Source organism: Desulfopila inferna (assembly GCF_016919005.1).
GTDB classification, from domain to species: Bacteria; Desulfobacterota; Desulfobulbia; order Desulfobulbales; family Desulfocapsaceae; genus Desulfopila_A; species Desulfopila_A inferna.
Genome location: NZ_JAFFQE010000008.1, coordinates 158,332 through 184,519 on the forward strand (window position 1 = coordinate 158,332; position 26,188 = coordinate 184,519).

22 protein-coding genes are annotated in these 26,188 nt (G+C 50.6%); 7 read left to right on the plus strand and 15 right to left on the minus strand.

Annotation, left to right across the window (positions count from 1 at the left end; translation table 11 throughout):
- Positions 1–85 precede the first annotated feature (85 nt).
- Positions 86–1,792: an FAD-dependent oxidoreductase gene (locus tag JWG88_RS18185; RefSeq protein WP_205235215.1), complete on the plus strand. Its 1,707-nt coding sequence runs from the start codon at positions 86–88 to the stop codon at positions 1,790–1,792.
- 42 nt (positions 1,793–1,834) lie between these two features.
- Here the strand turns inward: JWG88_RS18185 and JWG88_RS18190 are convergent, their stop codons facing one another.
- The gene (locus tag JWG88_RS18190; protein ID WP_205235216.1) at positions 1,835–2,092 is read right to left on the minus strand and encodes a hypothetical protein; all 258 of its coding nucleotides are present in this window, start codon (positions 2,090–2,092) and stop codon (positions 1,835–1,837) included.
- Between the two features lie 58 nt (positions 2,093–2,150).
- Between JWG88_RS18190 and JWG88_RS18195 the strand changes: the two genes are divergently transcribed.
- From JWG88_RS18195 to JWG88_RS18210, 4 genes are all read left to right on the plus strand, one after another.
- Positions 2,151–2,762 (plus strand): hypothetical protein, encoded by a 612-nt coding sequence (locus JWG88_RS18195; RefSeq protein ID WP_205235217.1) that lies wholly within the window; start codon positions 2,151–2,153, stop codon positions 2,760–2,762.
- A gap of 28 nt (positions 2,763–2,790) precedes the next feature.
- Positions 2,791–3,201 (plus strand): alternative ribosome rescue aminoacyl-tRNA hydrolase ArfB, encoded by a 411-nt coding sequence (gene arfB / locus JWG88_RS18200; RefSeq protein WP_205235218.1) that lies wholly within the window; start codon positions 2,791–2,793, stop codon positions 3,199–3,201.
- 400 nt (positions 3,202–3,601) lie between these two features.
- Complete coding sequence (locus JWG88_RS18205; protein WP_205235219.1) at positions 3,602–4,282, plus strand: DUF554 domain-containing protein; 681 nt, start codon at positions 3,602–3,604, stop codon at positions 4,280–4,282.
- A gap of 82 nt (positions 4,283–4,364) precedes the next feature.
- Entirely contained in the window at positions 4,365–5,192 is an 828-nt protein-coding gene (locus tag JWG88_RS18210) for a ribonuclease H-like domain-containing protein (RefSeq protein ID WP_205235220.1), read from the plus strand.
- Positions 5,193–5,253: 61 nt separating this feature from the next.
- Here the strand turns inward: JWG88_RS18210 and JWG88_RS18215 are convergent, their stop codons facing one another.
- The 7 genes from JWG88_RS18215 to JWG88_RS18245 all read right to left on the minus strand — a co-directional run bounded on the left by JWG88_RS18215 (position 5,254) and on the right by JWG88_RS18245 (position 12,359).
- Complete coding sequence (locus JWG88_RS18215) at positions 5,254–6,177, minus strand: MBL fold metallo-hydrolase (protein WP_205235221.1); 924 nt, start codon at positions 6,175–6,177, stop codon at positions 5,254–5,256.
- Between the two features lie 10 nt (positions 6,178–6,187).
- Positions 6,188–7,048, minus strand: coding sequence for an HDOD domain-containing protein (locus JWG88_RS18220; protein WP_205235222.1), 861 nt, complete (start codon positions 7,046–7,048; stop codon positions 6,188–6,190).
- 161 nt (positions 7,049–7,209) lie between these two features.
- Complete coding sequence (gene hisA / locus JWG88_RS18225) at positions 7,210–7,977, minus strand: phosphoribosylformimino-5-aminoimidazole carboxamide ribotide isomerase (RefSeq protein WP_205235223.1); 768 nt, start codon at positions 7,975–7,977, stop codon at positions 7,210–7,212.
- A gap of 256 nt (positions 7,978–8,233) precedes the next feature.
- Complete coding sequence (locus JWG88_RS18230) at positions 8,234–8,941, minus strand: hypothetical protein (protein WP_205235224.1); 708 nt, start codon at positions 8,939–8,941, stop codon at positions 8,234–8,236.
- A gap of 206 nt (positions 8,942–9,147) precedes the next feature.
- Positions 9,148–11,229: an elongation factor G gene (fusA, locus tag JWG88_RS18235; protein ID WP_205235225.1), complete on the minus strand. Its 2,082-nt coding sequence runs from the start codon at positions 11,227–11,229 to the stop codon at positions 9,148–9,150.
- A 370-nt stretch (positions 11,230–11,599) separates the two neighbouring features.
- Positions 11,600–11,764: a hypothetical protein gene (locus JWG88_RS18240; RefSeq protein WP_205235226.1), complete on the minus strand. Its 165-nt coding sequence runs from the start codon at positions 11,762–11,764 to the stop codon at positions 11,600–11,602.
- A gap of 22 nt (positions 11,765–11,786) precedes the next feature.
- On the minus strand, positions 11,787–12,359 hold the full coding sequence (locus tag JWG88_RS18245; RefSeq protein WP_240194584.1) for a LysE family transporter: 573 nt from the start codon (positions 12,357–12,359) through the stop codon (positions 11,787–11,789).
- On the opposite strand from JWG88_RS18245, the gene JWG88_RS21705 reads away from it, so the two are divergent.
- Positions 12,289–12,543 (plus strand): hypothetical protein, encoded by a 255-nt coding sequence (locus JWG88_RS21705; RefSeq protein WP_240194607.1) that lies wholly within the window; start codon positions 12,289–12,291, stop codon positions 12,541–12,543. The genes JWG88_RS18245 and JWG88_RS21705 overlap by 71 nt on opposite strands.
- Before the next feature lie 114 nt (positions 12,544–12,657).
- Positions 12,658–14,160, plus strand: coding sequence for a carboxypeptidase M32 (locus JWG88_RS18255; RefSeq protein WP_205235229.1), 1,503 nt, complete (start codon positions 12,658–12,660; stop codon positions 14,158–14,160).
- A gap of 186 nt (positions 14,161–14,346) precedes the next feature.
- On the opposite strand, the gene JWG88_RS18260 is transcribed toward JWG88_RS18255, so the two are convergent.
- The 7 genes from JWG88_RS18260 to JWG88_RS18290 all read right to left on the minus strand — a co-directional run bounded on the left by JWG88_RS18260 (position 14,347) and on the right by JWG88_RS18290 (position 26,184).
- A complete protein-coding gene (locus JWG88_RS18260; protein WP_205235230.1) occupies positions 14,347–15,801 on the minus strand; it encodes a catalase in 1,455 nt (484 codons plus the stop codon).
- 585 nt (positions 15,802–16,386) lie between these two features.
- Positions 16,387–17,796 carry a tetratricopeptide repeat protein gene (locus JWG88_RS18265; protein WP_205235231.1) on the minus strand — a complete coding sequence of 470 codons (1,410 nt, stop codon included), beginning with the start codon at positions 17,794–17,796 and terminating at the stop codon, positions 16,387–16,389.
- Between the two features lie 170 nt (positions 17,797–17,966).
- Positions 17,967–18,428 (minus strand): RT0821/Lpp0805 family surface protein, encoded by a 462-nt coding sequence (locus tag JWG88_RS18270; protein WP_205235232.1) that lies wholly within the window; start codon positions 18,426–18,428, stop codon positions 17,967–17,969.
- A gap of 372 nt (positions 18,429–18,800) precedes the next feature.
- A complete protein-coding gene (locus JWG88_RS18275; protein WP_205235233.1) occupies positions 18,801–21,098 on the minus strand; it encodes an MASE3 domain-containing protein in 2,298 nt (765 codons plus the stop codon).
- Between the two features lie 912 nt (positions 21,099–22,010).
- On the minus strand, positions 22,011–23,183 hold the full coding sequence (locus tag JWG88_RS18280; RefSeq protein ID WP_205235234.1) for a M20 family metallopeptidase: 1,173 nt from the start codon (positions 23,181–23,183) through the stop codon (positions 22,011–22,013).
- Positions 23,184–23,298: 115 nt separating this feature from the next.
- Entirely contained in the window at positions 23,299–24,381 is a 1,083-nt protein-coding gene (locus JWG88_RS18285) for a TRAP transporter substrate-binding protein (RefSeq protein WP_205235235.1), read from the minus strand.
- Between the two features lie 213 nt (positions 24,382–24,594).
- Positions 24,595–26,184, minus strand: a complete 1,590-nt coding sequence (locus JWG88_RS18290; RefSeq protein WP_205235236.1) for an N-acyl-D-amino-acid deacylase family protein — start codon at positions 26,182–26,184, stop codon at positions 24,595–24,597.
- Between the last annotated feature and the right edge of the window lie 4 nt (positions 26,185–26,188).

Consider the following 26,188-nt stretch of genomic DNA (forward strand, 5'->3'; position numbering starts at 1 on the left):
TGTGTAGTACCTGCTCAACTTTTTATCTATCTGCCGCTTTCCCGGTAATTCCCCGAGAGCGTTCCATACACCGAAGAGGAAGGATATGACGAAAAAAGTACTTATAATAGGCGCAGTCGCCCTCGGCCCCAAGGTTGCGTGCCGCCTCCGGCGACTGGACCCCGATGCGGAAATCACCCTGTTGGATAGAGATAACCTCATATCCTACGGAGGCTGCGGAATTCCCTATTATGTGGGGGGAGACATCAATGATCTGGAGGATCTCTATTCTACCAGCGCGCATGTGCTCAGAGACAAACTCTTTTTTGAAAATTGTAAAGGCGTACATGTTCGCACAGAAGTCGAAGCCTTGTCCATTGATCGCAAAAATAAGAAGGTCACGGTAAAGAATCTGCTGGATAACAGCGAGGAGCAACTGGAATATGACAAACTGGTTCTGGCCACAGGAGCCAACCCATGCAGGCCGCCATTTCCAGGAACGGATCTTGACAATGTATTCATGCTGGCCAGTCTCCATGAAGCTGAAAGACTGAAAGCCTTGATGACCAGGGGGGAAGTAGGTAAGGCTGTTGTTATCGGCGGCGGCGCCATCGGAGTTGAAATATGTGAGGCAATGCAGGATCTCTGGGGTATCGAGACAACTCTGATCGAAATGGAAGACCAGGTCCTGCCGACGCTTATGGGCAAATGTATCGCCAGAGTTGTCAAGTCTCACCTGGAGGAAAAAGGCGTAAAGGTCCTTATTGATGAAAAGGTCAACCAAATCTCCACCGCTACCACTATCGATACGCTCTGGGTAGAAACATCCAACACTGTCATAGAGGCCGATGTGGTTATCCTGGCAACCGGAGTTAGGCCCAATACAACTCTGGCCGCAGAGGCAGGTCTGGCACTGGGGAACTTCGGTGGATTATCGGTCGATAAACGGATGCGTACAAGTGACCCCGATATCTACGCCGGCGGTGACTGTGTGGAATTATGCCACCTGATCAGTGGCGAAAATATGCTGATGTCACTCGGCTCGCTGGCCAACCGACAGGGCAGAATAATTGCTACCAATATTGCCGGCGGCAACAGCCATTTCGACGGTACCGTCGGAACATTCTGCATGAAAGTCTTTGATCTCGGCATAGGTAAAGCCGGACTGACTTTCAGACAAGCCAAAGAGACAGGCTATGATCCGGTCTATGCCGTCATCTCCCAATCGGATCATGCTCATTTTTACCCTCATTCCGAGCTTCTTTTTATTTCACTGATTGCCGATAAAAAAAGCCGCAAGATTCTGGGGGTAGAGGCTGCCGGAAAACATGGAGATGCGGTGAAAGCCCGCATTGACACGGTGGCCGTACTCCTTAAACACGGTGTAACCGTAGATGATATCTGCAATATCGAAACAGGATATGCCCCACCCTACGCCTCCGCAATGGATGCCGTCAACAATGCCGGAAATGCACTCGACAACATCCTGGCCGGCCGCAACTTCCCCATCGATTCCTATGATTTTATAGAGCAATTCCGCCATGGAAAAACAAAGGTTCTCGACACCAGAGGGACCAGGGAAGCAGCACCTTTTATAGAAAAATATCCGGCACAGTGGCTCAATATCCCTCAAAACGAACTGCGCCTGAGGATTGATGAAATTCCGGGCGATCAGCTGCTGTATCTGATCTGCGATACCGGACCACGCTCATATGAAACACAGGTTTTTCTGGCGGCTCAGGGATTGAACAATACCCGCAATATCCAGGGCGGCTTTGCCATGGTGAAGATGACCGATCCGACCTTCATCTAAACCGGAGGAGACGGACAAAACGTTTCTGAGATCTTGCTTCTCTCATTGCTTCATTGCCGGAAGAACGGAAGAATCTCGTTTACCGCAAATCCGGCCGCAGCTTTTCTTCTTGCATAATGAGTCTGGGAAATATATTCTGATGAGCCGCAGAAGTGCACGGCGTCGCTTTTCTCGTGCTGGAAGAGCTATTTTCGCATTTTCGATATTTGACGCCGTCGCGTAAGCACCCATACAGGCATAAACTACTCCGACATCGACAAAGCCGATCTTTGCCGCGTTGCAGGTTTTCAGGTTTTGCATCCAGCCATTTGAGAGTTTTTTATAGCTACTTTCTCCGGGATTATCACTGTTTCGCGACATGGATTGGTTTAAAAAAAATAAGGATTGGCTCATCACCCTTGCGGTATTCCTTGGTTTCGCTCTTCTTCTCCTGCTCTACAATGCTTTTTTTAAGGGAGATGAAAAGGATTCTCTTGACCTCAGGATTGAGAAAGAAGCAATATTCCGACTGACTGAAAATGGAGAGGAAGCTCCAGGCAAGGATCAGGGCGCTTCAGAATACAAGCAGACCACCTCCTTCTTCCTCAATCCCGGCCCGGCCGAACTTCTCGAAAAACTGGAAAACCTTAGTTATCAGGAACTGGAAAAAGAGATGAAAAATCTGCCCGGCCTCAGGATAATGTGGCCCGCCTATTTTTTTTCCAGGGAAAAGGTAAATGAAAATATGGCGGAAGTGAAACTCGATGCCTCTGAAGATGGCTTTGGGGTCATGCTGCTTACCCAAATAGACACCACACGCTACCCCCGGATACTGACCATTGAACGCGGTACCAAAATTTGGCTGGCCGCGGAAATCACCGGGGTTGATCCGGCAGGAACCGGACAATTTATGCTCGCCACCGAATATGTTCAATTCGATGATTATGAGCCCGCCGTAAAGCCCTCTGCTCCACCCGCTGACGGCCAATAGTATGTAATGTGTCACGTCGCAGAAATCAATGATTAATATAAATTCACATATTTCGATACCGACGAACGAAATTGAGATAACACAGATCAGGGCTCAGGGAGCCGGCGGGCAAAATGTCAACAAAGTTGCATCCGCCGTCCAGCTGCGTTTTGATATTCAGGCCTCCTCCTTGCCGGAGACCTTGAAAAACAGAGTACTCAACATCAGTGATGCACGGATCTCCAAAGATGGCGTTATCGTCATAAAAGCCCAGAACCACCGAACTTATGAAAGAAACAGAACGGAAGCCCTACAGCGGCTTGCTGCTCTGATACGCGGGGCGATGAAGGTCCGCAAGCGCAGAAAACCCACCCGGCCCAGCAAAAATTCTCAACAGAAGCGGCTGGACCGAAAAACCATGCAGGGCAGACAAAAAAAACTGCGTAAAAAAATTCTTTAAAGATCAATTGACTTTTACGTGCAAGTATCTAAAATGGTCCTTAAAAAGGAAGATGACGGGAGTATAATAGGCCGTCATCTTCCTCTCTTCCTTTACTCCTTCCCAAGCCATTCCGCCGAATAAGGACGATCAGGAAAAATTACGGCGGACACGGCAACCCAGCTGGGCTGAACTCTTTACAGTACCCCTTGAGGGGTTTAAGTGTCTTGGTGGTATATTCAAGCTATTGGCCTTTAATGTACTTTCAGTTTTCTTGTTATTTACGACGGACTCTCAGGTGTAAGGCACTAACCCAGCTGAGCTGGATAAGTACCTTGGATACAGAGGGCAATTCACAGTTATCAAATACATTATTCGTTTTCTTGTTTTTTATGACAGTTTTTTAGGAGTAAGGTACTAAATGATACTTCAGGGAACCCTGGTTAATATAGCTGCGATCATTGGCGGATGCGTGATCGGCCACTTTGCCGGCCGCCACATAAGCGCCCCGCTGCGCCGCACCATGATGTCGGGTCTCGGTCTCGCTGTTCTGCTAGTTGGCCTGCAGTTGGCTCTCCAGGGCTCACATATCATACTTATCATTTGCAGCCTGATTGCCGGAGGTATTCTGGGAGAGCTTGCCGGAATCGAAAAACGGCTGAGAATAATGGCGGAACGGCTGCAGGAAAGATTCTCAGAATATGGCAGTATTGCCGAAGGTTTTGTAACAGCGAGCCTACTCTACTGTGTAGGAGCCATGGCAATCATGGGGGCGTTACAGGATGGAGTTGGAGATGCTCCGACTATTCTTTACGCCAAGGCCGCCCTGGACGGTATTGCTTCAATCGCCCTGACGGCAACCCTTGGAGCCGGAGTCGTTCTTTCCATCATTCCGCTTCTGCTCTATCAAGGTTCTATAACCCTGCTGGCCGGGTGGGCGAGTAATGTCATGACGGAAACGGCAATCTCCGAGATGAATGGTGTCGGAGGGTTGCTGATTATTGCCATAGCTCTTGACCTGTTGGATATCAAGCGCTTGCCGATAGGCAATCTTCTCCCTTCGGTATTTATCGTGCTGCTGCTCGTGCACTTCATACTCTGAACCTGCTCAAAGGCGCCCTATTCCGTACCGGTGGGGTGTGAAATTCCCGGCGAATAAATTTTCATTTCCAGGTCTCCTAATCATGCTCGAAAACACATTTTGCCACATTAACGGAATAGGGACAAAAACGGAGGTACAGCTCTGGCAGGCGGGAATTATGAACTGGCAGGACTGGTGCGATCCAGTCGGAATCAGGCTTTCAAAGCGCTCCAGAATGGAGATTCCGGCAATATTCGAGCACTCTTTAGCGGCGCTACAGCAAAATGATGCCCATTTTTTCTGCAACCGGCTCAAGGCAGGCGATCAATGGAGGATATTCTCCCACTTCCGCAACACCACTGCCTATATCGACATTGAAACCAGCGGCCTTCATGACAGTGCGGAGATCACCACTATCGCCCTCTATGACGGCAGGGACGTGTTTCACTATGTCAATGGCAGGAATTTACATGATTTTGTTGAAGATGTCAGCCGCTATGACGTCTTGGTAAGCTATAACGGTAAAAGCTTCGATGTCCCTTTTATCGAGCGCTTTTTCAACATACGCCTGAACCAGGCGCATATCGACCTGCGCTTTGTTCTCGCCCGCCTCGGCTTCAAGGGCGGACTGAAGGGATGCGAAAAGCAGCTGGGAATCAACCGTGGTTCGTTGGACGGGGTAGATGGCGCTTTTGCCGTTTCTCTCTGGTATCGATATGAACGCTACAATGACGAAAAGGCCCTGGAAACTTTGCTTGCCTATAACATCGAAGACACAGTCAATCTGGAGAGACTGCTGGTTGAGGCATGGAACAGGAACCTTGCCGAAACACCCTTTGCAGAGCAACTTCTCTCCTGTCCGCAGGCGCCGCCACTGCCATTCCAGCCGGATCTTGACTGCGTGGCGGCCATACGACGGCAGTTTTATTGAGGTCGGGGTCCTGTTCATTGAACTCCTGCAGCTAAATCTGCCGTCGGGCTCCCGGATCCACCTACAAATCAATCTCCATCCTTTCTCTGGCAAAAAAAACTTCGGCCTGGCCGTTCCCGCCCGGTCTGCAGTATTTCTTCGTCAGTTGGTCGAGTTGCTCGTCCGTTCTGTCGGGATCATGGTGAAAAAGCGCCAGCCGTTTCACGCCGGCCCGGTCCGCAGCGGCTATGGCCTGCTCGATAGGCGTATGCCCCCAACCTATCCGATTGGTGAGGAATTCCTCTTCGGTATACTGGGCATCATAGACAAGAAGATCCGCTCCTGTAAAAAACTTCTCCAGCAGCAGATTTTGTTCATCGGCAACCTCCTGACCCTCTACCGCCATCGCTTCATCATACTCCGGATGCTCCGGGTCGGTAATGAAGAGATTGCGGAAAGGTTCGGTATCGTAGCATGTACAGAATACCTTGCCCTCGAATTCAAAACGATATCCCAGGGCGGTAATGGGGTGATTAAGAAATTTGGTGGCAAGCCTGAGCCCATCGCCTAAATCGACATCGGGGTTTTCGCTTAACCTCAGATATTCTATATTGGAACTGAGTTCCCCGAAGTTGACCGGAAAATACCGGTATTTCATCTGCCCGCCGACAACCTCTTCAAGAGGGTCCTCCTCAAAGGTTACCGGACCGTAGACCGTCAGCCGGTTGCCCGACATATAGATAGGAGTGAAGTAAGGAAACCCCATGATATGATCCCAATGGGTATGGGTCAAAAACAAATCAGCAGAGATAGGGCCATCGGGAAGATCGTGCTTCATGACATAATTGCCAAGCTCTCTGATGCCCGAACCGGCGTCAACGATAACGAGTCTTCCCTTTTTACCTACCCGGAGTTCAATACAGGCACCGTTGCCGCCATATTTCTGCGTTTTCGGTCCAGGACAGGGTATGGAACCCCGGACTCCCCAAAATCTTACTTTCATCATACTTATTTTCTCATATTTGTAGAAAAATCTGTGCCTTCTCTATTTCTTTCTCCACACCTTCACGAACTCCGGCATAATCCTGCCAGCTCAGCCCGCTGATCTCCAATAATGGCGGGATATCCTCTTCTCTGGGAAAAGGATCGCCGGCATAGCCAAAGTCGAAAATGTTGATATACTCATTGGCCAGAGAGATAAAGGCAATCTGCCGGCGGTAATCTTCTTCGGCCTGCCCGACGTGGTGGTGATTGCCAATGCAGCCTTTGATGACCGGGTTGAGTTTCCATTTCTCGGCTATCATCAAGCCTACTTCCTGGTGATCGATACCCAGCAGATCCTGCTCCACTTGTACCAGTGAGACCCGCTCCCTTTTGGCAATGCTCAACACCTCCGAATATTCATCTCCGAACGGCACTTTGCCGAGATCGTGCAGAAGCCCGGCAACAAAATATTCTTCCCGATCCATGACCGGCACCTCACTGGCGGCGGCCAGAAGCTTGGCGCATGCACCAACGCCGATGGAATGGGCCCAGAACTTTGAGGTGGGAAGCGCTCGTGACTTCTTCACGCTTGAGACAGTTCTGATAACGGCGGTACTTAACGCCATATTCTTGACGGTATTCATACCCAGCATGGTAATGGCCCGGGTAAGCGAGGTCACTTTGGCGACAAGAGAATAATATGAGGAATTAATGAGCTTGAGAACCTGCCCCGTCAAGATCGGGTCAAGGGAGACGACCTTGTTCAACTCATTGGGGGAGGCATCTGTTCGACTGCAAATCTCAAGAACCTTGCCAACGGTTGTGGAAAGGCTCGGCATCTTCCTGATAAATTTTTCAATCTGCTTCTGATGTTGTTCCTTGCTCAATTGCATGCTGAATTCCTGAACAAATTCGGGACATCCCCTATCTCCATTAAGCGCATCGGACCATTTTAGCTGATCAGTCGAGTGAAATCAAGAGAGACAGCGACAACCCCTTTCCTTTAGTGCCGTGATTATCTCCAGCTTTTCAGGAGTAAGGCACCAATGTTTACCTACCTCAAGCTGCGCATATATGACACCACTTCATCATAGCTCGCACCGCTTCCGCCGAAAATATCAAGAGCACTGCCGACGGTCGCATCGAGGTTTCCACCGCCCAGATCATTGATTCGCTTCAGGTCTTCAAGATTCCGCACACCTCCTGCATAGGTAGTCGGCAGTGAAACCCAGCGGCCGAGCTTTTCGACAAGCTCTTCCTCAATCCCCGCACATTTTCCTTCGACATCAGCCGCATGGACCAGCAATTCATCACAACTATTTGATAATTCCTCAATAGTCTCAGGCGATATCGTGACTTTCGTAAATTTTTGCCATCTATCGGTGACAATAAAATAATCAGCTCCGAGCTTACGGCAGCTTAGATCCAGGACAAGTCGACTGCGCCCGATCTTTTGCACCAGGGCTGCGAGATAGTCACGGTCAACCTTTCCGTTTTGAAATACTGAGGAGGTCACAATCACATGGGAAGCGCCGTAATCGAGCCAGTCGGAGGCGTTTTCCAAAGTGATACCGCCACCTATCTGCAAGTTCTGCGGCCAGGCCCGCAGTGCCTCCCTGGCGGCTTCATCATTCCCCGGACCAAGTTTGATTATGTGCCCACCCGTGAGGTTGTCCCGCCGGTAGAGTGCGGCAAAATAGGCAGGGGGCTTATCGGCTACGAAATTCGTTTGCAGGCCTTCAGGATCTGTATCACTGAGGCTTGAACCGACAATCTGCTTTACCTTGCCGTTATGAAGATCGATACACGGTCTGAATTTCATCGGAAATCCTAATTGCTCAACCACCAAGGAGATGGATCTGTTGCCTTGAATATAGAAGCCAATTCACAAAGATTCGTTTTCTTGTTTTCAGCACCCCTCAAAAGGATGTTGAGATGAATGGCGGTTTTCCTGGAATACGGTTCTGAACTTTTTTCTACCTTACCTGTCAATGGCAAAAGAAAAAACAAAAAAAGGCGACGGGATCAACTCCCGCCGCCTTTTTACACTATCTTTTCGAGCATTGCTCTGAACTGTCTTACACCTTCTTGATCAACATAGTGGAGGGGTCAAAGGCAAGTTTGGAACTTGCATCGATCTCGCAGGCAGTGCATTTGATAATATCCAGCTTAATCGCCTGTTCCTCGGGATTAATGAAGAGCACGGTACCGAACATATCATCCATATCGTGACACGGAGCAGGGATACCGCCGGGGCTGACTCGATCGTCATCACGGTGGCAGACTGCGGAAAACCAGACCATACCCAGTTTCTTCTTCTCCATTAAATCGACGAAACCCTGCAGGGCGGTGGTATTACTCATTCGGAAATCATAGCCATCAACGATGAGACAGTCCGGCTTATAAACATCCTGTTTGATCAGATCATCAAGCCTCTCTTCCAGGGTGGCAAGACCAAACGAGCTTTCCTTGAAGGTCATGATCATCCTGTTGCGCATTACTTCCGGCTCGATCTCCTGACGTTCATGGTCGTTCATTTCCGCGGTGGTCAGAGAAAATATATCATCGTACCAACTCCGCGCTTTGTCGATACTCTCCCCGATGGAGATATGCAGAACTTTTTCGCCGCGCATCATAAAATCCAGGGCGATCTGTACCAGAGTTGCTGTCTTGCCAAGTCCTGCTCTGGCCATTACCAGCCCCAGCCCTTGATCGTTACTATCCACCTTGTCGCCAAGCCCAAGAGCGCGGAGTGGATTATTGAGTATTAAATCCTCTTTTGTCATGGCACTACCTCTTTTTCTATACCTTATATGGCTTATTCCATTCACCGTTGGCCCCACACGCCGCCATGACGGTAAAATTGGTGATTTGCTGTTACTCTATTCTGTTTTCAATACAATGCACATCCAGGTCAAACAGGCTGGACTTCTGCTCTATAAATACAGCAAAAAGTGGTTTAGAGCAAATACATCCGGTATTGAATCACGTGTTACTTGTTTCTCTCTTCCTGGTGTTTCTTGACCAGTTCTTCACTTACACCCTTTGGAACCTGCTTGAAATTTGAGAATTCCATGGTGAATTCCGCTTTCCCCTGAGTCAGGGAACGCAGGGCAGTACTGTATCCAAACATTTCCGAGAGAGGCACTTCCGCTTCAATAACAGTATAGTTGCCTTCTTCCATCGTGCCGATGATCATGCCGCGACGTTGATTAAGAGATCCCATAACCGATCCCTGAAACTCCGCGGGACCCTCTACGGCAACCTTCATTATCGGTTCCATAATAACAGGCTTGGCCTTTAAATAGCCTTCCTTGAAAGCTCCAACGGCGGCAAGTTGAAAGGCAACATCAGATGAGTCGACCGCATGCGCCGCCCCGTCATTTATGACACAGCGTACACCGGTGATAGGTGCACCGCAGAGAGAACCTTTAGCAAGGCTTTTGGTAAATCCTTTATCACATGAACCGATGAATTCCCGGGGAATGGCGCCGCCGACAATCTTATCGACAAATTCATATTCGCTCTCATCGTTGGGCTCGATATATCCGGCAACACGGGCAAACTGCCCCGAACCACCTGTCTGCTTCTTATGAGTATAGTTGAAGTCGGCCTGCTGCGTTATGGTTTCGCGATAGGCTACCTGAGGTGCGCCGACCTGTACTTCGGCTTTATATTCACGCTTCATCCGCTCGATATACACATCGAGGTGGAGTTCCCCCATTCCGGACACGATGGTCTCGCCTGTTTCATGGTCGACATAGGTTCTGAAAGTAGGATCTTCCTTGGTAAAACGATTGAGCGCCTTAGACATATTCACCTGGGCTTTATTGTCCGCAGGCACGATAGCCAGGGATATTACCGGCTCCGGAATGTGCATCGAGGTCATCGAACAGGAGATATCAGAAGAGGTAAAGGTATCGCCTGAAGCACAGTCGACTCCGAAAAGGGCGACTATGTCTCCGGATCCACAGGTTTCTATCTCCTCCATCTCATCGGAGTGCATGCGTACAAGACGACCGATTTTCACCTTTTTACCTGTTCGACTGTTGTAAACCGTATCGCCCTTATTCAGCGTTCCCTGATAAGTGCGGACATAGGTCAACTGTCCATAGCGTCCGTCTTCAAGTTTGAAGGCCAGCATAATAAGAGGATCTTCGGGATTGTTGGTCACCTGGAATTCGGTTTCGCCATTTTTCAGGTCGAGTCCGTAGTTTACAACATCGGTGGGGCTCGGCAAATATGCTTTGACTGCGTCCAGCAATGTCTGAATACCTTTGTTTTTGTAGGCGGAGCCAATAAATACCGGAGTAAACTCCAGGGCCAGCGTTCCCCTGCGAACGGCTTCATTGATAAGGTCCGGACTAATCTCGCCTTCTTCAAGAAGAGCCTCCATCAGTTCTTCTGAGTACATGGAGACTTCCTCCAGCAGAAGAGCACGGCGCTCGGTGGCCTCATCCAGAATATTTTCAGGAATATCTTCCACACGAAGAATCTCTCCGTGCTCGCCATCATAGTATGTGGCCTTCATGGTAACCAGGTCCACTACCCCTTTGAGCTCACTCTCCAAGCCTATGGGCATCTGCATCATATGCGCATTGAGCTGCAGCTTGTCACGCAGCTGCCCGGTGACTTTTTCAGGATTCGCACCGGTTCTGTCGCACTTATTTACAAAGGCGATGCGGGGCACATTGTAGCGGGTCATCTGGCGATTTACCGTAATGGACTGCGACTGAACACCACCCACCGAACAAAGCACCAGGACGGCACCGTCAAGAACCCTCAAAGCCCTTTCCACTTCAACGGTGAAATCGACATGGCCGGGAGTATCGATAATGTTTATATCGGTATCTCCCCAGGTGCAGTAAGTAGCCGCCGACTGAATGGTGATGCCACGCTCCTTCTCGAGCTCCATGGAGTCCATCTTGGCACCGACACCATCCTTACCGCGAACCTCATGGATGGAATGTATTCTATTAGTGTAGAAAAGTATGCGTTCGGTCAGAGTGGTTTTCCCCGAGTCGATATGTGCACTGATTCCTATATTTCGTACTTTCGATAAATCTCTTTTCATGGCTTTTGCCCTCTACCAGTATCTACCAGCCGGAACATTTCCGACTCCCCTTAAAAATTTACGGGAATAAAAAAATAAGGAGCCGCAGCTGCCTGCAACTCCTTATATATGACATATTCAGGTGTTATTCAATTCAACAACAGCAAGCGCCCCACAAAACAGAAACAGCACCTCTGCCGCAGTGGCTCCAATATAACACCCAAAAAACAGCAAGTAAAGTGTTATTTAAAAAAACAGCTGGTTTTCCCCGCCGTATCTCACCCGTGGGCTGAAAACCAACTTCACCTGCGCCGGGGTCATATCGTCAGATATTCTCCTGCCGTCATTCCACCGCCATCCCGGGAGAGACAATCATCGGAGCCCGGATCTTCTACAGACCCATTTTCTCTTCCAGCTTTTCGATTTCGGTAAGCAGGGTGCGCCGTTCATTCTCGGAAAGATCGGCACACCGCAGCCGTTTCTGCAGACCGGCCAGAATCATCTCTTCCCTGTATTCGTTACAGGTATAGGTGTTATTATCCTGTTTGTCGCTCATTTTTGTCGCTCATCATTCATATTCAGATCAGTCTGTCAAAACCGCTATAGAAAAAATATCCTGAAAAAACAGCAAGAAAAAAGGCACAACCGCCAATGAGCCGACGATAGCCTCTATCCGTCAGAAAATGTCTCCCCTTGCAGACCCCAAAAGACACACAGCCATACCAGGCAAAATCGGCCAGTATGTGCCCCAGAAAAAAGGCGGCAACACCGGCAATACCGAATTTGGCGGAATAGACAATATAGCCGAAGCCGACACTGGCCCACCACAGAAGAAAATAGGGATTGGCGGCGCTCAGCACAACCCCTGCGACAATGAGATTTCGCCGATCCTCCCCTTCCGCCTCGAGCCGAAGATAGAGTCTGGGGAGTTCCCGGAACATGGAATAGGCCATCCACATGAGGATAATACCACCCACCAAAGAAATGGTGACAAAAACATCATCGCGCAACAGCAAAGGAGCCAAACCGGAAAGCAGGGCTGCAACTACCACCAGTTCCAGGATTCCATGACCGATAATCATGAGCGGGCCTGCGGTGGCGCCGCGGCGGGAACTTTCTGTTATCGTCACTGACAACAAAGGACCGGGCATCAGGGCGCCGGATAGGGCAATGACAAACGAGGAGAAAAATATTGTGAGAATAACCGGCAGCATCGGCATTGTATACACCAAATTCACAAAGAGGGCAACCGGGGATGCAGGCGCCGCCAGGGAGGTGCTCCCGGTAATCAGCATCGACGGCAATCGACTTCTCTCTGGAATGATGATCGGTTAATTGCCCTTTGATTTTTCCTGCCAAACCCAGGTAATATGATTATTAAAGCTTTAATGCGACAATACACTGAAAAGACACACCCACCAACACATTCCACCAATGAAACGAGGGAAAATGCTCAATCCATATTCTGCCCTAAAAGAACAGTTTCAAAGAATTGCCCGGCTCGATCACGCCCTGACCTTCCTGCAATGGGACCAGCTGGTAATGATGCCTCCGGGCGGCAATGACACGCGCTCAAAATCCATTGCCGAGCTGACGATGATGCGTCATGAGCTTCTCTGCTCCGAGGTTCTCGGCGACTTACTGCAACAAGCACAAGAGCAGGAAAATTCGGACCGGACTCAGAGCAGAAGCCTCCTTGAGATGGAAAGGAGCCGCCGCCGTGCCGTCAGCGTGCCCGGCGACCTGGTGAAGGCCAAATCTCTGGCCGGCTCTCTTTGCGAGCATGGATGGAGAAAACAGCGTAAGCAGAATGACTGGACCGGATTTCTCACCACTTTTACCGAAGTGGTCAATCTCTCCCGCCAGGAGGCTAAAGCCCGGCAGGCAGCTGCTCCCGACAAATTTCCCACTCCCTATGATGCGCTTCTCGATCTCTATTGCACAGGTGACGACAGCGCATTCATTCAGGATATTTTTACTCTGCTGAAAAAAGAGCTGCCGGAAATTCTCGCTCAGGTGGATAAACAGGCGAATGAGAAGAAAGTGGAGCTTCTCGGCTCGTTCCCTGTCGAGCAACAGAAAGAATTGAATCGCAAACTCATGGAACTCCTGGGGTTCGATTTTCAACAGGGGCGCCTGGACGTCAGCCTGCATCCCTTCAGCACCGGTGACCGAGGAGATCAGCGTATCACCACCAGATTCAGGGAAACCGATTTCTTCCAGGCACTGTTGGCCACTGCCCATGAAACCGGCCACGCCGGCTATCAAAACGGCCTGCCCGCGGAATGGGACGGCCTGCCCATCGGCTGCTCCCGCAATATGAGCATCCATGAAAGCCAGAGCCTGCTCTTCGAAAAACAGCTGTTTCTCTCTAAACCCTTTCTCTCCTTTTTCACTCCATTCATCCATCAATTCCTGCCGCAGACCGGTAAATGGTCCAGCGACCAGATCCTCTCTTCGGCAACGATTGTACGGCCCAGCCTCATCCGAGTCGAGGCTGACGAGGTTACCTATCCCCTGCATATCATTCTCAGATTCGAAATTGAAAAAGAGCTGATTAACGGCACTATCGAGGCCGCGGATATTCCCGACTTATGGGATGCCAAAATGCAGGAGTATCTGGGACTGTCGACCAAAGGTAATTATCGGGAAGGCTGCCTTCAGGATATCCACTGGACCGACGGCAGTTTCGGTTATTTCCCTTCCTACACTGTGGGAGCACTCAATGCCGCCCAGCTCTTTGCCGCCATCACCCGAAAATTTCCCGACTGGAGCGACAGGCTCAAGCAGGGAGACGTCTCCTTCCTGCGCCAGTGGCTTGACAAGATGATCTGGAGCAAAGGCAGCTCTCTGGAGTCTCAGGAAATAATGGAAGAGGCCACCGGGGAAGGAACCAATGCCGCCTACCTGCTCTCTCATCTCAGGTCTCGTTTCCTCGAAGACCGGCAATAAGACATCTTTGATAGATGCCTGGAAACAGGATGCTTGCAGACGGACTGTGGAGACGCTCCCTCGAGCCACAGGGCGAAAAAATATTTGCCACCCAGTCGGTCGTAACCTCAACCCAGTAAAAAAAACGCCGGCAGAAGAATGACTCCTGCCGGCTCCTGGTTTTCGCGAAGAGAAAAAAAAACAACTCTATTCGTCCCTGACCCCTTTGGCGATGCGATCACCTGTTTCCTTATCGATATTGCACCAGTATTCGAAAGCACGTTCGAGGACCGGTTCGGTGACCCCCTTCTTGAGGTGCCCTACTACATTGGAAACCAGCCGGTCACGCTGGGCATCGTCCATGACCTCGCGCACCAAAGTACCGGGCTGGATGAAATCATCATCATCCTTCCGCGGGGCATAAGCGGCACGGATGAACTCCCCGCTTGCACTCCAAACCTCGACCTCCGGGTAACGTTCAGGATCGGCCTGCGGACCACCTTTGGAATTTGGTGCATACACCGGATCGGTGACGTTCTCGACCCGCATGGCACCATCTTTGCTGTAGCTGTGCACCGGTGCCTGGGGTCGGTTCACCGGGATCTGCTTGTAGTTGACTCCGAGTCTGGCTCGATGAGCATCGGCATAGGAAAAAAGCCTGGCCAGCAGCATCTTGTCGGGGCTTGGCCCGATGCCCGGCACAAAACTGCTGGGCTCGAATGCAGCCTGCTCGATTTCGGTGTGAAAATCGGTGGGGTTGCGGTTGAGCACCAACCTGCCGACCTGGTGCAACGGATAATCGCCGTGCGGCCACACCTTTGTCAGGTCGAAGGGGTTGAATCGGTAGGTCTCGGCATCGGCAAAGGGCATGATCTGCATCTTCAGGGTCCAGCTGGGAAAGTCTCCTCGCTTGATGGCATCGAAGAGATCGCGCCTATGGTAATCGGCATCCTCACCGGCAATCCTGTCGGCGTCCTCCTGGGTAAGAAAATCTATGCCCTGATCAGTCTTGAAATGATACCTTACCCAGAAACGTTCCCCTGCTCCATTCACCCACATATAGGCGTGGCTCGAGTAGCCGTTCATGTTCCGCCAGGTTTTTGGTATGCCGCGATCTCCCATGAGCCAGGTAACCTGATGGGCGGATTCGGGCGAGAGGGTCCAGAAGTCCCACTGCATGTCATGATCGCGTAAGCCGTTATCGGCACGGCGTTTTTGGGATCTGATGAAATGCTGGAATTTCATAGGATCGCGAACGAAAAACACAGGCGTATTGTTGCCGACCATATCGTAATTGCCCTCGCTGGTGTAAAACTTGAGGGCAAACCCGCGGGGGTCGCGCCAGGTGTCTGGGCTACCCCGTTCACCTGCCACCGTAGAGAAGCGGATCATCGTGTCCGTCTTGGTCCCCGGCTGAAAGACTGCCGCCTTGGTATAACTGCTGACATCATGGGTTACCTCGAAATAGCCGAAGGCTCCGGAACCCTTGGCGTGCGGCTGGCGTTCAGGAATCCGTTCGCGGTTGAAATTTGCCATCTGTTCAAGAAGATAGACATCCTGGAGCAGAATGGGCCCGTCAATACCGACGGTGAGGGAAAACTCATCACTGGCAACGGGCCGTCCGGAATCCATTGTCGTAGGCTTACGTTCATGGTTGCTCATGTAATCCTCCTTTTTTTTTCAAAAACGGCTCAGCAGTTGACGCGACACCCCGGTCAACTCTGGTTGAGAAAAACTCTTTACCAAAGGGTGTAGCGGATCCTGGGGAGACAGTCGGCAATCGTTTGCGGACACGGGTAAAAAGTGGCTCAACATCCGGGTGATCTATGGCACGTGCCAGTTCGCGAAATATCTCAATCCGCTGATGCGTACACTTAAGCCCCCGCTCCTGACAGACCTTGGTGAAATGCCATGCGGCTGGCGATGGTGGAGCTTTTGTTCCATACACGCCCTTATTTAGGAATAAGAGATATTAGTATGTCATATGACAAAACGGATGTTACTGTCAAGGACAGTGCAAGGAAATTCCCGAAATGGGGAAAAGATCATGCAGCAGGAGCAACCACGATATCAGCAATCACTGGATGAACACAAGGAACAGCTGGCGCTGCATGTTCCTGCCTTTTCCCCAGAAAATCATGCCACGCAAGGTATAGCTCAAGTGGTGTTTGAGGCAAGACGAACTGCCGGGCAGAGCACGGGCATTGTTGAGCGAATCAACAATGTGCTTATGAATATTTTCATGACCTACCTCCAGCTGCTGGTTGCCTTTTCGGACAATTCAATATCTTTGAAGGCGATCCTGTCGCCGATGTGGGAGATGCCGATCCTGTCGAAGGACCCCGGGCTGCCGGGAGAGTTTACCTGTAACAATTCCATGCCATCGACGTTGACAGTCATCTCTCCTGTGGTCGAACGGGTCCACTCGAAGGTATGGGATGCTCTTTTTTCAAGTCGTATCGGCTGGGCTTGTGAAATTACTTCCCTGGCATTTTCGCCGTATGTTTCAAAAAGCTTGGCCCGCTCACCCTTTCCCGGATGAAAAACGAATCTGTAGCCAGGCGCAGATGCATCTTGTCTTTCAACAGAGAAAACCAAACCCTCGGTCGAATCGAGAGAACCAGTCTTGACGCGCAAGGCGAAGGAATCGGCAAACGAGATATCTTTTTCCAAGCGCGCAAGTTTCTCGGCTTTAAGGGATTCCTCTCCTCGCAGCAGAACCTCAAGCAGGGTGAGGGCCAGGTCATCGGAACCGTTTTGCGGTGATCCCCAGGTGCTGCTGGAGGAAGCGACAAGACCGGTGCCGGGCTCGAGTGTAAAACTGCCTCGCACTGTTCGCCAGTCCTCGCCTCCTCGATAGCCGCGGGCCTCAAAGTGCTCCCGCAACACCTGATCAGGCCATTCATCGGCGCCGGAACCAGCTAATTCTTCCAGCCTCCTGATCAGCCATGGCTGGGCCGCGCCTTCGCTTTCAGCCTGGCGGATGATCCTGCGCAATTCCTGCTTAATAGTACTGTCGCCGGAAATGTAGTCACCGGAGCTGTCAGGAAACGAGGATGAGGGTGGCAGATAGCGCGTTAGCCCCATATTGGCCAGCAATGAAGGGGTTATCCTGCCGTTTTCGGCAAGTCGGTTTTCTTCCTGATATCTGCGTATGGCCTCCCTCGTGCGCTCGCCGGGAACCCCGTCGATGGCACCGCGGTAATATCCTTTTCCTGCCAATACCATCTGTACCTGGCGGATGACCACGGGTGTGGCGATTTCCGAACCACCGGATGTGTCATATCGGTGCCGCCAGTCTTCGATACGGCGATGTGCCTCGGCGATTTCCCGCCCAGACATCTGCCGGCTGATCTTGCCTTTGAGTTCCGCCGCATCCGCTACCCCGTTCATTTCAGCCAGTTGCAACCAAAAATACGCTTCGGGGTAATCCCTTTCTATGCGCCGGCCATTGGCATACATCCTGCCCAGTATGTACTGGGCATGCGGGTCGTTTTTTTCCGCAAGTCTGATGTAATGCTCCACTGCCACCTCATTGCTGCCAAGTTGCCGGGAATCGCTTTGGAAATCCGTATCTTCGAGAGCAACAGCCCATGTCGACCATCCCACGAGCATGAAACAAAGGAAAAGAAGAATTTTTGACCTTGATATAATCATTGTGTCTACTCCTGTAGCTGGGTTCTGGTTTTACTGTCCACTGCATTCACAATAGTAAGCCAATTGCGTGCTGTCCACCTGCCTCACGCCTCAGAGATCCTGCATGTGCCGGTAATTTTTGGTCTATCTTCCTGAAAAAACAAAAATTCAGGTCTTTTCCGGCGAACAGCTTACCCTTGTAGCTGCCACCGTCCATAGGAATCACGGCAGGCGGTTGTATAGGTTTTCTCTGCCCTGCCGTTGATGTAGGCAATAATTTCAGCCTCGCGGCAGGCGCCATAGGCCGAGTTCGAAGTAGAATACGCCGGCCGGGGGAGAACCTGATAGCTATTGCCGCTGTCGGGATTTCGCCATGAAGCTGTCTGGCCTGAGGGTGCATATTCGAAAGCATCATGCAGTCGCTGCCGGTCGTACTTGTCCATTTCGTTACCTACCACATATCCAAGCAATCCGCCCACGGCAGCGCCGATCAGAGTTGCTTCCGTATCCCGACCGATCAGCTGGCCGAGAAGAGCGCCTCCGGCCGCACCACCCGCAACTCCCTGTTGCCCCCGGTTCATGTCGACGCCGGCACAGGACGTCATCAGCACCATGATTGCCATCAGCATGCCATATACGATTTTTCTATTCATGATTCCTTCCTCTGGTGTTTTTTTATCTTCCTTCCCGTCTCCAGTCATGCCTTGTCTTGCTGCCGGCATTGCACCGTTGAGGGGAAATCCTCTAGTGACAATTCCACTCTACGTCCGACGGTCTCCCCTGTCAGTAGACGTCTGTCGACATTGCTGGAAATTCAGGGTGATATTGACCCGATGTCGACCTGGATGACGGCATGCCAACAACACAGCGATCGTTCCAGCTCACTACAAATGAGCAGGTGTCATTTGAGAATTCTGCAGCAAGGAAGGAATGCGCGCGGATCCATGATGGAGAGAGACGTTCTGCAGCAGCAGCTTTTACAAAGCCTATGCGATTAAGAGGAATGAGCCTGATGCCGGCAGCGTTCACTTGCCCAGGGTAAAATAAAAGATGGCTCCCTTGCCGGTATCTCCTTCGGCCCATATTTCTCCGCCATGACGGTTGATCACTCTCTGGGCTATGGGAAGTCCTATGCCCGTTCCGGAAAATTCGCTTTCGCTGTGCAACCGCTGAAACGGCTTGAACATCCTGTCGGCCAGCTTTGCGGAAAATCCCGCACCGTTATCGCGAATGAAGAATATCTTCTCATTGTTTTTTTGAAAGCTGTCGAACTCCACGCGTGCTACAGCATTTTTTGCGGTATATTTCCAGGCGTTTCCGAGAAGATTTGTCAAAGCTATCTTGATAAGCTGCTCATCGCCTTTTGCCTTAAGATCGTTGGCAATATGCATTTCTACATGTCTTTCCGGATACTGTAGCTCAAGCTCTTTGGCCACTGTTTTGGCCAGGGATCTTAAATCGATTTCCTGAGTGTCCAACTCCTGCCTGGAGATGCGTGACAAACGCAACATGTCGTCAATCAAAACATTCATCTTTTCAGCACCTGTCGTTATTCTCTGCAGATACCCATTCGCCTTGCCGTCCAATTGCCCAGTATGATTACGCAAAAGAGAGCTGAAGCCTATTATGGCGCGCAGCGGAGCTCGCAGATCATGGGAGACTGAATAGGAGAATGACTCTAGTTCACGGTTGACGGAAAGGAGTTCTTCGGTTCGCTGCTGCAGGGCCTTCTCCGCCTTTTTACGCTCGCTGATGTTCTCAATTATAGCAATTTCATAATCGGGTTGCCCTGTTGAATTGCGTACCAGTGACAATGTAAGCTTTGCCCATACATGGTGTCCTTCCTTGTGAATGAAACGCTTTTCCAACGAATAGCTTTCGAGCTTTCCGGCTGCCATTTTTTGAAAAGAAATAAGATCCAGCTCGAGGTCGTCTGGGTGGGTAATTTGCGGCCAGGGAGTCCGTTGCAGTTCTTCAGGGGTATAGCCGACCATCCGGCTGAAAGTGTCGTTTACTTCCATCCAGCGTGCGTCGTGAAAACCAACCATTCCTATACCAACTGCCGCCTGCTCGAAGATGGACCGAAATTTCTCTTCGCTATCCCGGAGGGCTCTTTCCGCCCGAATGCGTTCGCTGACGTCTCGAAAGCTCAACACAATCCCGCCAAAACTTCCATCCTTATTAACCATTGTTGCCCCGCTGCTGTCTATCGGCGTTTCCGAACCGCTCCGCTGCACGAGCACAGCATCGACCTTGCCGACGATACTGCCGGTTTCGAGCACCTTAAGGAGTGGATCCTCAATACTCTCGCGATTGTGTTCGTCAATGATGTGGAAAATTTCCCGAACAGGTTTACCCCTGGCTTCCTTATCCTGCCAGCCGGTGAGAGACTCCGCAACCGGATTGAGAAAGGTGATACGCCTTTCGGCATTAGTAGTGATCACCCCATCTTTGATACTGTTCATTGTCACCTGCAAATGATTACGCTGCCGGTAAAGATCCCTGAAGAGCACTTTGTATGACTTGATCAGGCTTGTTTGGATGATGGCTTTGTAGATCAGATAAAATGAGACGATCTTGAAAAGATGTCCAAGCATGTTCATGAACCCAAACACGCTCGCATAAGCGGTGAAGGCGAGTTCGGCTAAGACAGTAAAAAGAATTGCTGCTAAGGTCCAAATCAAAAAATCCTTTTCGAAATAGCTGCGGCGCTGCAGAAAAAAGCCACCAGCTGCAAGAAGCATGAAACAGATGATGTATTCGCTGACGATCTTAAAAGCGGTCAGGCCAGTGGCCGGAAGAAAGCAATCGGGAAAATTGCGCCAGGCGAATACGGAAGACAGCACCCCGGCAGTAACCACCGTAAAGGCAGACAGGCAGAAATAGGGATTGATCCGTACGCGCAGCACGAAAGGTGCAGCCAACAGGGAAAAGCTTTCCATATACCTGGCGGCTATCCACAACTGAGTTGGCGCATTGGCACCATATCCCTGTATGATATTCATGCCCGAATAGGAAAGAGTATGAGCAAGATCGAGCATGCCCACAAAAAGATAGGCGATGCCGATGAGCATAAGCAAGGGTCGTTCGGCAAAATGGCGTGTATTCCATGCCACCATGAAAACGCCACTGGCGATTACAATGGAAAAAATTTCCGCGAGGCTGTGAAACAGCAGAAAACTGTAGAGGCCAGAAGCAGAGATGGCAGCAAGCAGAGCACATCCCACAAGCAGGGTCTTTGTGGAAAAAGCTTCGGTAATGCCCGTAGAGGATTCATCTTCCCGATCCTCTGCCTGCTCTAGGTCTACAAAAGGAATATGCATATCCTACTCCGAAATTCGTTGCCCTTTTATTGTTTTTCCAGGCTATGAATATTCGCCTTGGATGATGTTTAGCTAATATAATTTAATCTTGTATCTTAAACTGTCGAGATCGAAATTGCCGCTCTGCCTCATTGTGCAAGGCCGTCGGAAGGGCAATGTTCAAGAAATTATCTGATTTCCCTGAAACTCAGTATTTTCTGTCCCAGGCCGGAAGAGCAATCCCGACCATGAGCTGAGGATAAGGGGTTTAATCAGTAAAAATAATGGCGATCAGTAAAATATAAATGTGTAGATTCCAGAGAGCTTGGCTCCGTTAATCATGCATGCGGTGAGTTGATAGATAACTAGCGAAAGCCCCATTCTTACTTTGACGAAAAATGAACGATCCGGATAAGCGGGATTTTACAGCACCTTCAAAATGAAGAAGTTGCACAGGAGTTGTACAAAGAATACGGACAGGATTAAAACAAAAAAAGCGTTCAAAGCATGCATGCCTTAAACGCTTAAATTGTTAAGTTAAATATGGTGCCGGGACCAGGAATCGAACCAGGGACACACGGATTTTCAGTCAGTTAAAGGCCTAAAAGATAGAAGTAATCATAGGTAAACAAGGGTATCAAATAGTAGATAATGTTTTATTTTTTCAATAACTTAAACCACACCAGCTTCTGTTGCTAGTTACTTGGAGATACCTTGATTTACTTATACTTCATCTAGATTTGGCAAAATTTTGGCAAAACTAGCATGTCTTTTAAAACTTAGAAAGAATACCTGGCTCGCTTGTGAGTTTCCATTTACAATAAATTAAGAGTGGCAGGACAAGCTATAAGATCCGAACAAATAATCGCATAATGGTCAAAAATCAATCTGCGGCCTGGGGTCATGTGCTGCAGGCCCGGTTCAGACCTGTCGCTATAGAAGAAATTTGGCTGCGGCTAATGTATAGATCTTGACTGATTCAACCAGCTTTGCAACCTCCACAAACTCGTTCGGCTGGTGAGCGAGTTTGGCATCTCCTGGTCCACAAATGATCATCGGGATTTTCAGCACGGGCACGAAAGCAGCACCATCGGTATAATACCGCGCCCCCTTCGGGGCTGTTCTCTTACCGGTCACCTCCGCCACCACGTCTAGAAATTTCTGAACCAGTGGTTCATCAGGTAGGGTTTCCACCGGAATGCGATCATTGGTGACTCTGACCGTTGCATCCAACTCAGGATCTTTCCTGCTCAGCTCGGTTATAAGATTTTCCACTCGCCTGACAATTTCCTGATGACCCTGACCCGGAACGGTCCTAATATCAACCGTCACCACGCAGTAATCTGGGACCACATTGGTCTTCACCCCTCCGTTGATGGTGTTGATGCTCTGACTGAAACCGCCCAACAGGGGGTGCTCTTTGAAGTCGAAATTCTGCTTCTGTAACTCGTTGATCAGATAGATCATCCTCATCACCGCGTTATGACCTTCCTCCGGCATGGAGCCATGAGCTGTCTTTCCCTTGGTGGTGATTTCCAGCCATAGCGCCCCTTTCTCTGCCGTAAAAACATCATTGCTGCTAGGCTCAGGTATCATCATGGCCTGCATGGGTCCAAGATCCTTTCGGCCGGCGATGGCGATCGCACCGGTTGAATCGACTTCTTCACCGGCCGTCGCTGCGAGAACCAGGTCCCCCTGCAGAGGTATCTGAGCCTCGGATATGATTTTTGCCGCCATCAACATGGCAGCCAGCCCACCTTTCATATCGGCGGCTCCTCGCCCCCAGATCTTTTTTTCAGCCACTACTCCACCGAAGGGATCGTGTTTCCATTTTTCATTTCCAACAGGGACCGTATCCAAATGACTGTTAAACAGCAGAGCGGGTTTCTCCCCGGAACCCTTGAGCCGGGCCAACACGCTGGCCCGGGTCGGAGAGTGGCTGACCAGTTCCACCTTCAGTCCGGCTTTTTCTAAAAAGGAAGCCACATATTCCGCCACCTGAAGCTCATCTCCGGGAGGATTCACGCTCTTGAGCTTCACCAATTCCTGACAGACTTGGACAACTTCAGCTTGTTTAACAGAGTAAAGCAAACTTTCAATATTCATGCCTTTCACATCCTCCTGGGAATTCGATCCGCTTCAAACCTGATATCTGATAAATGCGAGTTTATAGGCGTTTCACGTCAGCCTGAGCTATTCAGGCTGGCGTGAAGGATTTTTTTTATTCTTTGCCGGCTATTTCCCTAATTCTATCCAGTTCGTCTCGGATCACTTGGCCCATATTCTGGCCGGGATAGTGTATTTCGAGCCACGGTTCAGCAAGTTCTTCCCACACAGCCGACATGTTGGCCTTTTTCCGGAAGACTTCCTTTTCCTCAGCTGTGGGATAGTAGATTTCCAGGCCGGCCTCCTCAAGTTGCTTCTTATATAAGGCGTCCGCTTTTTGGCGTTCCCTGTAATCGCGGGCTTCCGCTTCTCTGCCCGCCTTGAATATGGCCTCCTGCAATTCCGGCGGTAGCTCGTCCCACACCTGTCTGTTCATAGCAATGTTGCCGGAGTCCCAGGCAAAGCCAAGGTCCGTATAATATTTCAAGACTTCGAAATGGCGCTCCTCCACCAATGCCCCCCAAAGACTCCAGCATCCATCGACGACTCCGCGATCCAGGGCATTGTATATATCAGCCCACGGAAGGGTCTGCAAGGTGATGCCCGTTCCCTTACCCATGTTCTCCAGGGCCCGCACAAATCCAAGGGATCCAGAAACGCGCATCTTCAATTCCTTGAAGTCATCCGGTGTTTTTAGGGGACGGACATTGTTACCAATTCCATAGGGCCCCATCGGCGTGCTCCAGAGGAGCTTAAAACCGACTTCTTCATATGCCTTGTCCATCACCTTGTAGAGGATGCCATCGGGGTTGGCGTAGGCGATTTGCGCCTCATCATAGGTCGATATGGTCCAGGGCATCCAGTTCATCATTCCTCCCGGAATGAGGTGAACATACGGGAAGACGAATGCCATATGGACGCTTCCCTCCCTGACGGCATGGAAAATTTCATCATGCGTTCCCAAAAGACCGCTGTGCTGGAATCTGACCTCGATCCTGCCATCGGAATATTCATTGATCAAATCGCAAAACATCTGGATCGATTCGTTTCTCACCTTCTGGGTGAAGGCAGTGCCGAAACGCCACTTGTATTCCGGTTTCTGGGCTGAAGCTGATTCCGGAAACAAAAGCGAGCTACTGACCAGGAAACAAACCGCGCAGATCGATCCTATCGTCTTCAACATCTTTGTCCTTACCATTGCCTACCTCCTTGTTTTTTTATTGGCCTTGCCATTCCTTCTGGTAACTCAAAAATACTAATTATTCTCAATAAAATCATAACATAATCCGTTTATCTTGAGCCACCCGCCACCGTAACCTCATCTGCCGGTCAACTGAAATCCGAGTCTTTCTCCTTTGCAGAGGGATATGGAAGCGCAGTTTCGTCGCAGGCGTTATATGAGAAATCCGTGTTAGCCTCGCCGCAGAACCTTTCCTGCTCTTACCGAAGTAATCTTTCCTTTTTCCACCGCAATCTGGCCGGCCACGATCACATACTCGATACCCTGGGGATAATGATCCGGCTCGGTAAAAGTCCCCATATCGATGATGGTTTCCGAGTTAAATATGGAGATATCGGCTTTCATTCCTTCCCGGATCAGCCCCCTGTTCTGGAGGCCGAGCCGCTGAGCCGGGTAGGAAGTCAGACGTCGGATGGCTTGGGAAAGAGAGAGAACCTTTTCTTCGCGGACATATTTGCCTAGAAATCTGGCACAGGAGCCGAATACCCGGGGATGAGGTTTCCCCCCGACGATTCCGTCCGTGCAGAGAGTCATATACTCGCTTTGCATGATCTCCTTGACGTCCTCTTCACACCCGTAGAACAGTGTCATGGTTACAGAGTTTTCTTCGTCAATCAACAGATCACAGACAGCATCAAGCGGGGTCTTGCCCAGCTCCTTGGCGATCGCGGCTATGCTTTTGCCCTCGGCAAAACGATTGGTTTCGGATTTGACGGCATTGACCATGATGCCGTCCCAACCGCAGGATTCCACCCAGTTCTCCCAGGATTCGGGTTTGATTTTTTCGTGCACCTGGCGGATCTCCTCCCGGATTGCAGGATCCTTCAGCTTCTCCAGAAGAGCGGCCGTGCCCCCTGTATGAAAGCGCGGCGGAATCACCGCATCGAGCATGGTGCTCCCGGCGACGTAAGGATACTGATCGAAGCTGACGTCCAACCCCTTCACCCTGGCTTCCTCAAGCCGCCCCAAGGCCTGGGTGGCCTTACCCCAATTGGCCTTGCCAGCAATCTTTAGATGCGAGATATGCAAAGGGCATCCGGCTTCCAGGCAGATTTCGATAACCTCCTGCATCGACTCAAGCACCAGGTTACTTTCATTGCGCATATGAACAACGAAGAACCCGCCATTGTCCGCCGTTACCCGGCAAAGCTCCACCAGCTCGACCCGGTCGGCATAGATACCCGGTGGGTAAATTAGCCCCGTGGAGAACCCGCAGCCGCCCTCCTCCATGGCCTCGGCCAGCAGTTGTTTCATGCGCTCGAGCTCAACCGGGGTCGCCGACCGGCTCTCCCAGCCCACCACCATGGCCCTGATCGCCCCGTGAGGTACCAACATCATGGTATTGGTGGCCGGAGGCAGTTTCTCCAGAGCCGCTAGATATTCGGCCATGGAGTTCCACGGCCATTTTTCAAGGTAGTTGCCAAGAAGACCCGACACCCGCATCATCATCGGTTCTTTATTCACCTCATCCAGCGGCGCAACAGAGAGGCCGTCCTGGCCGATGAGGGCGGTCGTTATCCCCTGCATAAGCTTGGCGTCTTCTTCCGGATGTTTAAAAACCCGCAGATCGGAATGAGTGTGAGTATCGATGAAACCAGGCGCGACCACCAATCCCTGAGCGTCGATGAGGCAGCGGGCCTCCTCGTTGATATGAGGACGGACCTGCACAATTTTATCTCCCATGACGGCTACGTCTGAATGCAGCCACGGGTTGCCGGTACCATCTATCACCCGGCCGTTTTTGATGAGAATATCGAGCATGCCA